This window comes from Pseudomonadota bacterium (assembly GCA_016719885.1).
Classification (GTDB): Bacteria; Pseudomonadota; Gammaproteobacteria.
The window spans coordinates 92,945-101,141 of sequence record JADJYF010000017.1 but is presented as its reverse complement, the minus strand read 5'-3'; the positions used below and the strand labels follow the sequence as shown (position 1 = coordinate 101,141).

The window sequence follows — 8,197 nt, the reverse complement described above, 5'->3', positions numbered from 1 at the left end:
CCGGATCGTCGCTCGAATACGCACTGGCGAGGCCGCGGCGAGCGTGCGGGAGCGCGGCGTCAGACCACACCGGCGGCATCGTCGAAAAGCTGAACGCCACCAGCGTGCTGGCATGCACGGCGGAGCATGGGGGCGAGACACAGGCCGGAAAGACCGGCGCGCAGGCGCCGAGGCGTGAAAGGATATCCATATCCAAACTCCTTTGATGAATGCAACGCCGTCCACGGCGTTGGACGCAGAACGATTAACAGAACGGCGACCGCGCGAGATCAGAGACGCCGGCGGCGGGCAGCAAGCCTGATGCGGATCTTCGAGCAAGGCGGCGGTGCGGCCCGGACCGGTTTCGACGGTGGACAGGTTCCGACTGCCGCTTGGCGCCAAACGAGATGAAGATGTGCTTGAGATAGGTGCGCGCAGTGTTGACCGCGATGCCGATGACATGCGCGACCACTCTTCGGGCTGGCCGCTGGCGAGTGCCTGCACCAACGATTTCGGCGCGCGTAGGCCCGTAAGATCTGCTGCAGCACACAGGCCGACAATGGCCGAAGCCCAGCGGGTGATTCGAACACCAGCAGCGCGACCGTCACGTTACCGTCAGCCCGGCACCGGCGTGGCCACGGGGATCACGCGGCGATCGATACTCGGCGCGGATGTTACCCAGATCTCGCTCGTGACCGTCGGGCGCCTGTTGCTGACCGCGCCACGCGCGCACCACGCCGCACAGGCTGGCGCGTGGTCGTGGTCGCTGGTCGCACGCAGGTGGCCGCGCGTCACTGACACCGTGGCGTGGTTTCAGGGATCTCGTCGGCCATCAGGTGTGACGTAAGCAGCAGCTTCGACTGCTTGTCGACCGGCACAGTAGCCATCAACGCTAATCGAACCCTGAAGCGCACAGCGCATTGCTGGCTTCTTGACGGCGCGGCGGGGGCTCGCGCGGGTGGTCGATTCGCTCGTACGCAGCGCGACATGAAGGCTTACTGGCCGCGGGCGTCGGTGAGGGCTTCAAGGTGTCGTTGCCGCGCTGGTGTCGTCGGCCAGCACCGCCTGTTCGGCATTGAGTTTGAAGGTGCGTTTAACCGCGCTAGCATCGTTGGCGTTTCAACTCGTTACAGCGTCGCGAGGGAATGTTAGCTGCGTTGCTGGCCGACCAGCGCGTCACGCGTCGGCCAGTCAGGCGTTCGGCACGACGATTGTTGAAAGTGATGCAGGCGTCGCGATCGGCGGTGATGGATCCTTCCTGGTCCTTGCCCTCGCGGTTGCCGACCTCATCCTGCTGACGCCTCTTCCTGCTTGTGCAGGGCGAGGTTGATGGTGGTCAGCAGGTCCTTGGTGGTGAACGGCTTGTTGATGAAGCCGGCGGGGCAGGGTGTCACTCGCTCGATCGGATCCGATCGCGGTCGGCGTAGCCGACAGCGGCTTACCCACCGGGATGTCGTACTGGGTGCGGATGCGGTGTTCGGCTACGATGCCGTCATGCCATCGCCGAGGACGGATGTCCATCAGGATCAGATCGGGACGCAGTTCGCGCGCGCGTTCTATCGCCCCTCGTTGCCGTCTTTGGCGATGCCGACCGACTCGTGACCGAGCCCGCGCAGGCGCCAGCGCAGGAGGGCGCGCGACCGCGCGCTGATCTTCGACGACAAGTATGTTTGCTCCGCCGCTTCTTTATACCGCCGCTGCTGTCAGCCGACTGACGAAGTGTCACGCGGATATCGTCACTCGACCGTACTATACCGCATCCTGCTCGTTGCCATGGCCGCGACGCGTGGCGGCAATTTCGGCGCGACGGGGCGTCGCGACCGAACTCAACGATCGTCGCGAAACAGCTTCTGGGAGAACTCGCGGCGTTCCACCGCGCGTCGACCGTGGGCGTAGCGATCGGACGCCTCGAAGCGCGCGGACCGATGTCTTCACCGGTCTCTTCCGCCCGAGACCCATGGCAGCCGTTCTTCGATGAGCCAGTGGCGTCGTCGATCTTCTTGAGCAGCTTGCGGTAACGATCGCGCGTGCCAATTCCGAGGATGTTAGTCCGACTCGCGGCTGGCGCAATTCCAGCTTCGTCGCCGACGTCGCGGATCTCGGAACACCAGATGATCGAGGGGTTTCCTGTGATTCGGCGGTCAATCCGTCGCGCCAGTTGCAGCTTGTTGCGGAAATACAGGAGCTGCATGGGGTTCGTATACTCTGCGTCCTTGCTCGACGCGTAGCCGGCGGCGCAACCAACTTCGTCGAGATTGATCCTGCGGGCGCGCGGCGGCTTGCTTCGGCTCATGCGTCGGGGCCTTGGCCTATCGCGGTCGCGGCGCGCCACCTGGGCAGGCGGGGTATCGGTGTCGCTGGCTTTCTTGCGCACGCGGGTCTCTTTGGCAGGGGTAACTTTCTTGGCGGCCTTGGCCAGCGCCGGTGCCGCAGCGGGAGCGGGGGCGCGGCGACGGGCTTAGTGGCGCTGCCGCCTTCGGCAATTCGGGCTTCTTCATAACGGGCTTCGGAGCAGGTCTTGGGCGCAGGCGTCTTGGCCGGCGCGGCTTTTCGGCGGCGCGGACCGTGGTCACTGCGGGCTTGGCTCGGCGGCGGGCCTGGGCGCCGCTTTGGCGACGACCTTCTTCGCTGCCTTTCATGGTTTGGCTGGCGTGTGGGGCGGGGCGGCCTTCTTGACCAGCGCCTAATAGAGCTTTTTTTCGCGACAGCCTTCTTGGCCGGTGCTTTCTTGGCCGCCGCCTTGGCAGGCGCAGCCTTCTTGCCTGGTTTCGACGCCGGCGTCTTCTTCTTTACCGGGGCACGTGGGCTTGCCTTCTGCTTGGCGGAAGATTTCTTCTTTGCGTTGGCCGTTAACCACCTCTTGTCCGTGTCGCGCGCATTGCTTCGACGTCACGTATTATCCACGTTTCCCGGCAAGACAGGTCATAAAACCAGGGCGCAACGTTAATCATTTTCAGCGGTCAGCGCAATGCTGCTGGGTGTCGACAGGCGTCGTCCGCCGCGCCGGATCAGGCCGCGATCGGGGCCGACTCCAATCGTCGGGTTCCATCACCAGCAGGCCCGCTTGGGACCCTTGGCGCTGGTCTGTTCAGTGGCGTTCCCTCCGCACAGGCCGACGCCCGGCGCATGCCGCTCCACGCGTCGTCGCTTCGAGTGTGCGTGGCGCCGACGCCGTTGCCGGATCGCTGTCGGCCTGGCCCTGGCCTTCGAGCAGCAGGCAGCGCTCGAAGTCGCCAGCCGGCGTGCTGGCAACTGCGTCGAGCGCCGCGACGCGGAAGCGCATTACCAGCGGCACCTGCACGCGGAACAGCGTCTCCACGGCGCCGCCGAGCTCTCAGCACGGCGGTGGCGCTGCGGCCTTCCACTCTTGCGCAAGCGCCGGATGCAGCAGCATGACCATTTGTGGTTGGTCGTCGTCGGCGGCGCGCGGACCACGGCTGCGCTCGACGCCGACGCGCCATGTGCCGTCGTCGTTGATGCGATAAAGATAGCGTTGCCCGTCGAGCGTCGCGCGCACGCGCAGATCGGCCGGCTGATTGGCGAGCGGGTCCAGCACCGACAAGGCGTGACGCAGTTCGCGGCGGCCATCCATGGTGGTGCGCTCGACGCGATACTGCCAGCGGCTGCCGGGCTCGAGCGGGAAATAGCTGTCGTCATGCTTGCCCTGGCCACACGCCGCGACACCCAGCACCAGCAGCAACAGACACAGGCGCGCGACGGCGCCGCGATGGATGGCAATGATCGACATGTCCAGCGATGGTAATGGAAAGCACGCGTGGCCCGCACCGTCGATGCGAATGCGCCTCAGCTTCCACTCGGCAGGCGGGTCTGGTAGTATTCGCGCGTTCGCGCAGACTGCCCTCGTGGCCACGCGCGGATGGCGGCTGCGGGTATGGGGTACCTGCTGGCGTCGAGATGGACGGTGTCGTGGGGTGGCTCGGCGGTGCCGGCGACGGCCGCCGCCCCACGCTGTCACTCAGCGGCGCGCCACGCGCCAGTCAGATCAAACAACACAAGACTGTCACGGTGCGCCGTGATGGCTACCGTCGCTGGCGTCGGCGCCGGCAGAGGGACCTGATGAATTTGCGAAAGAGCTCGGGTCTTCACCGCCGTCCTGCTGCTGCCCGGCTCCGCCAGCGCGTTGCCGATGGCGATGCGGCGGCCGGACGCAAAGGCGGAAACCTGCCTGGGCTGCCATGCCGTGCGGGCTATTTCAATGTGTATCCCCAGCTATCGTGCCGATGCTGGGCGGACAGAGTGGCAAGTACATCGAGTCGCGCTCAAGCAATACCGCGATGGCGGCCGTCAGCACGACACCATGCATGCGAACGCGGCCAACCTGAGCGATCAGGACATGGCCGACATCGGCGCTTACATCGAAAGCTACCGCAACAAGTAGTCGGTCAATAAGGTCGCCGGAGTACCACGCATGAACACCAAATGATTTTCTCTTTCGTCTGTGCGCTCGGCCTGGCCGCGTTCACCAATCTCGCCAGCGCCAGACAAGCGGCCGCCCCCCGCCGGCAACGGCATGACTTCGACGACACCAGCTCCAGGCCTGTGCCGCCTGCCAATGGCGAAGGGTGACAAGCCGCTGGCGCCGACTACTCGGTGCTGGCCGGTCCCCACGCCGACTATCGTGCAGTCGCCACGAAGAACTATCGCGACGGGCGCCGCAATCCTGCCGATCATGGGCATGCAGGTCAAGGCGCTCGGCCTCACCGACGAAACATGGTCAAGCTTGGCCAGCACTTCGCGCAGCCAGACCGGCCTGAAGACGCTCGATATCAAGTAATCCGGCGGTTTATTGTGCAGGTCGACTTCAGTCGGACCACAATCATTTCTGCCTCTCACGCGCTCCTGACCGCTCTGCCTGGGCCAAGGCCCCCACTCGCTCGTCGTCAAATCCCAATTCCTCAGCAACGCCTGCGTATCCTCGCCGAGGCGCGGCGCGCCACGGCGTATGTCGCCCAGGGCGTGACCGAAAGCGCGCCGCAGGCCACTGGCGCAGCGCGCCAACCTGCGGGTGTTCGGCATCCTGCAGCGGATCGTTGGCCAGCACCTGCGGGTGTTGAATCATCTGGTTGCGCGTCAACACCGGCGCGCAAGGCGCCTTCCGCTTCGAGGCGCCAGCCGTATTCGGCGCTGTGGCTACGCAGTCGTTCCTGGATGAGCGCGAGCCGTCGATAATACGATCCCGCAGGGCCGGCGTGGCGAAGCGCGGGATCGTCAGCCACGCAGGGCGTGTCGGGGCGCGGGTGAGTGGCGCGCCATTCCTCTATCCGACGGCATCACCGCCACTTGATATGGCCGCTGGCGGTGTCATAGAGCTGGATCGATGAAACTCGCCGCCGCCTGTTGCGGAATGTCGGCGCCGACCGGTCTCTGGCTGCCCATGTCGGACTGCCACAGAAAGCGACAATCGCGTCGAGCATCGACAGCGCACGTCCAGCCGGGCGCGCCGCGGCGCGCGCGAGCAGCGCGGCGGTAATGATCGCCTGCGCCATCAGGGCGCTGACCTTGTCCGGCACGATGGCGGGTGCACCGAGGCGCGGCCGCGCTTCGTCGAGCCGGAACCTGCGGTGGCGAGTCCCGACAGCGCCTGGATCAAGGGTCGTAGACCGGTCGCGACGCGTAAAGGGGCCATCGAAGCCGAAGCCGGCGATGGACACGTACGATGTCGGAGGCGCGCCGCACGCACCACCGCTTCACCCAGGCCCGTACGTTCGATGACGCCGGGCCGGAAATTCTGCACGAACACATCCGCGCCGCGCGCGGTTCCAGCAGCAGCGCCGCGCCGCGCAGGTCTTTCAGATCGAGCGCCGGTAAACGCTTATTTACGGTTGTTGTTGAGAAGGCGGCCGAGAAGTCACCGCGCCGGTTGCCGGCGCATTGCACGTAATCACCGCCGTCAGGATTCTCGACCTTGATGGCTTCCCGCGCCTTGGTCAGCCAGCATCATGGTCGCGGGCAAACCGGGATCATCGACGTCAGGTCGATGGCACGGGCGCCGTGCGGGGACCGGGCATGTGGCGATTCTCCGCTGCGGCTGAAAGGTTCGATGGCCGGCGTCGCGTAAGTCGTCCGCCGTGGCTATCATCCCGGCTGAGGATGGGCCATCATCGCCGATCATTGCCATCGAGAAGGGAGTTCGTCATGTCGCATCACGTTCCATTCGCCGCATCATGCTCGCGGCCGTCATCGCCGCGTTGCCCGCAGATGACGCCCGAGAACTTCCAGAAGTTGAACGCGGTGGTGCCGGGCATGAGCGCCTATCTCGGCGCCGCGCCCGCCTTCCTGCCGGGCGAACAGGCGTCGGCGACGACGACACCGGGGGGCGGGCTGGCCCAGGGCGCGGCGCTCGCCGGCGCGGCGGGCGCGGGTACCTCGGTCGGCGCGCTGGCGGCGGCGGCCGGTGGTCGTTCGACGGCCGGCACCTTGGCGGCCGCAGCCGCCGGTGGTGCTCCCGCCGGCAGCCTCGCGGCGGCGGCGGGCGGTGGTTCGACGACGGGCGCGCTGGCGGCGGCTGCGCTCGGTCAGCCGGTGTCGCCGACCGACGCGCTCAAGGGCGCGGCGCGCGACAAGCTGGCGGCTTCCGTGGGCGGTGCGGTACCGGGCGCGCAGGGCGGACTCGCCGGCGTCGCGGCCGGCGCCCTGGCCGGCAATGCCGGTGGGCAGAGCGGCGTCGGCGCGGCCGGCGCATTGCTCGCGGGCACCGCGGTGGGCGACAAGCTGCAGGCCGTGCAGGCGCTGGCGCCGGCCTTCTCACAGCTCGGCATGAACCGGGACTCGGTCGCGCAATTCCCGCCGATCGTGGTCGGCTACGTGAAGTCGGTCGGCGGCAAGTCGTCGTCAGGGCTATTGACCCACGCGCTGGGGCTATAGCGCGACCATGCAACGCTGACGAGATGCGCGGGCGAGGCGCATGACGATGGCGCAAGTGACACCGATGCAAGCCGGGCCCGGCGCTGCGCCCGCCACGCCGCGCCGCGCCATTACGTGCGCGTGACACGCGCCAATCATCGCGGCTACACCGAGTTCCAGTTCTCCATCGGCGACCCGACGTTGTACCTCGAAATGACACTGCCGCCGGCGGCCTTCGCCGAATTCTGCGCCCGTCACCAGGTGGTGCACTTGACGCCGGCCGAAGCGCGCGCGGTCGATGCCGCGTCGCGACGCTGGCAGGCGGACGACGAGCACGAGGAGCAAAACCGTGTCGATTGATCTCAAGACCACCCACGTCGAGCCGCTGCGTCGCACCTTCGATCACATCGCCGACAAGCTCGGCGGCGACAAGCCCGCCACGCGCTACCAGGAAGCGGTCTGGGGCCTGCAGCCGAACGTGAATTTCCACTACCGCCCGACCTGGGACCAAAGCCACGCGCTGTACGACCCGCGCCGCACCGCCGTGGTGATGAAGGACTTCGACGATCTCGTCGACCCGCGCCAGTACTACTACGGCACCTGGACCATACAGCGCGGCCGGCAACAGGTTCCAGGAACGCAATTTCGACTTCGTCGAGAAGCGCGGCCTGCTGGCGGCGCTGACGCCGCAATGGCGCGAGCGCATCACGCGTTTCGTGCTGCCCATGCGTCATGTCGCGTGGGCGGCCAATACCAACAATTCCTATATCTGCGCCTACGGTCACGGCGGGCCGCTGACCTCGGCGGCCGGCATGCACATGATGGATGAACTCGGTGTTGCGCAGTACCTGTCGCGCGCCGGCCTGATGCTCGGCGACAACGACCCGACCTTGCTCGACGTCGCCAAGGCGGCGTGGATGAGCGACGTGATGTGGCAGCCGCTGCGGCGCGTGGTCGAGAACTCGATGGTGACGCGCGACTGGTTCGAACTGTTCGTGGCGCAGAACCTCGTCATCGATGGACTGGTGCATCCGCTGGTGTTCGAGCGTTTCGACGCGCGCCTCATCCAGCAAGGGGGGGCGGTGTTCTCGATGCTGTCGGAATTCATGGTCGACTGGTACGCCGAATCGAGTCGCTGGGTGGACGCGGTGCTGAAGACCGCCGCCGCCGAGGCGGCCGACAATCGCGCCTTGCTGCAGGGCTGGACCGCGCGCTGGCTGGGCGACGTCGCGCAGGCGCTGCTGCCGCTCGCGGACTACGCCTTCGACGGCGACGGTGCGGCCGAGGTGGCCGCGCTCGACAGCGCCCTGCGCGCGCGCGTCGCGCGTCTCGGCTTTGCCCTCGAGGCTTGAAC

Annotated in this window: 9 protein-coding genes and 1 pseudogene; 5 read left to right on the top strand and 5 right to left on the bottom strand. The window is 66.8% G+C overall.

What is annotated here, in order from left to right:
* Positions 1–2,662 precede the first annotated feature (2,662 nt).
* The 3 genes from IPM80_18015 to IPM80_18005 form a co-directional block, all read right to left on the bottom strand.
* Entirely contained in the window at positions 2,663–2,872 is a 210-nt protein-coding gene (locus IPM80_18015; GenBank protein ID MBK8960251.1) for a hypothetical protein, read from the bottom strand.
* Positions 2,873–3,067: 195 nt separating this feature from the next.
* Entirely contained in the window at positions 3,068–3,298 is a 231-nt protein-coding gene (locus IPM80_18010) for a hypothetical protein (protein MBK8960250.1), read from the bottom strand.
* A gap of 15 nt (positions 3,299–3,313) precedes the next feature.
* On the bottom strand, positions 3,314–3,727 hold the full coding sequence (locus IPM80_18005) for a hypothetical protein (protein ID MBK8960249.1): 414 nt from the start codon (positions 3,725–3,727) through the stop codon (positions 3,314–3,316).
* 399 nt (positions 3,728–4,126) lie between these two features.
* Here IPM80_18005 and IPM80_18000 point away from each other — a divergent pair, with 399 nt between their 5' ends.
* Positions 4,127–4,378: a cytochrome c gene (locus IPM80_18000; GenBank protein ID MBK8960248.1), complete on the top strand. Its 252-nt coding sequence runs from the start codon at positions 4,127–4,129 to the stop codon at positions 4,376–4,378.
* A 438-nt stretch (positions 4,379–4,816) separates the two neighbouring features.
* On the opposite strand, the gene IPM80_17995 is transcribed toward IPM80_18000, so the two are convergent.
* Both IPM80_17995 and IPM80_17990 read right to left on the bottom strand, forming a co-directional pair.
* Entirely contained in the window at positions 4,817–5,077 is a 261-nt protein-coding gene (locus IPM80_17995) for a hypothetical protein (GenBank protein MBK8960247.1), read from the bottom strand.
* A 193-nt stretch (positions 5,078–5,270) separates the two neighbouring features.
* A complete protein-coding gene (locus tag IPM80_17990; protein ID MBK8960246.1) occupies positions 5,271–5,651 on the bottom strand; it encodes a hypothetical protein in 381 nt (126 codons plus the stop codon).
* Positions 5,652–5,656: 5 nt separating this feature from the next.
* Here IPM80_17990 and IPM80_17985 point away from each other — a divergent pair, with 5 nt between their 5' ends.
* The 4 genes and pseudogenes from IPM80_17985 (at position 5,657) to IPM80_17970 (ending at position 8,195) form a co-directional block, all read left to right on the top strand.
* Entirely contained in the window at positions 5,657–5,881 is a 225-nt protein-coding gene (locus tag IPM80_17985) for a hypothetical protein (GenBank protein ID MBK8960245.1), read from the top strand.
* Positions 5,882–6,135: 254 nt separating this feature from the next.
* Positions 6,136–6,864 (top strand): DUF2780 domain-containing protein, encoded by a 729-nt coding sequence (locus IPM80_17980; protein MBK8960244.1) that lies wholly within the window; start codon positions 6,136–6,138, stop codon positions 6,862–6,864.
* A 114-nt stretch (positions 6,865–6,978) separates the two neighbouring features.
* A complete protein-coding gene (locus IPM80_17975) occupies positions 6,979–7,203 on the top strand; it encodes a phenol hydroxylase (GenBank protein ID MBK8960243.1) in 225 nt (74 codons plus the stop codon).
* Positions 7,193–8,195: pseudogene (locus tag IPM80_17970) on the top strand (phenol hydroxylase). Before IPM80_17975 ends, IPM80_17970 begins: the two are co-directional and overlap by 11 nt.
* Positions 8,196–8,197: the final 2 nt, after the last annotated feature.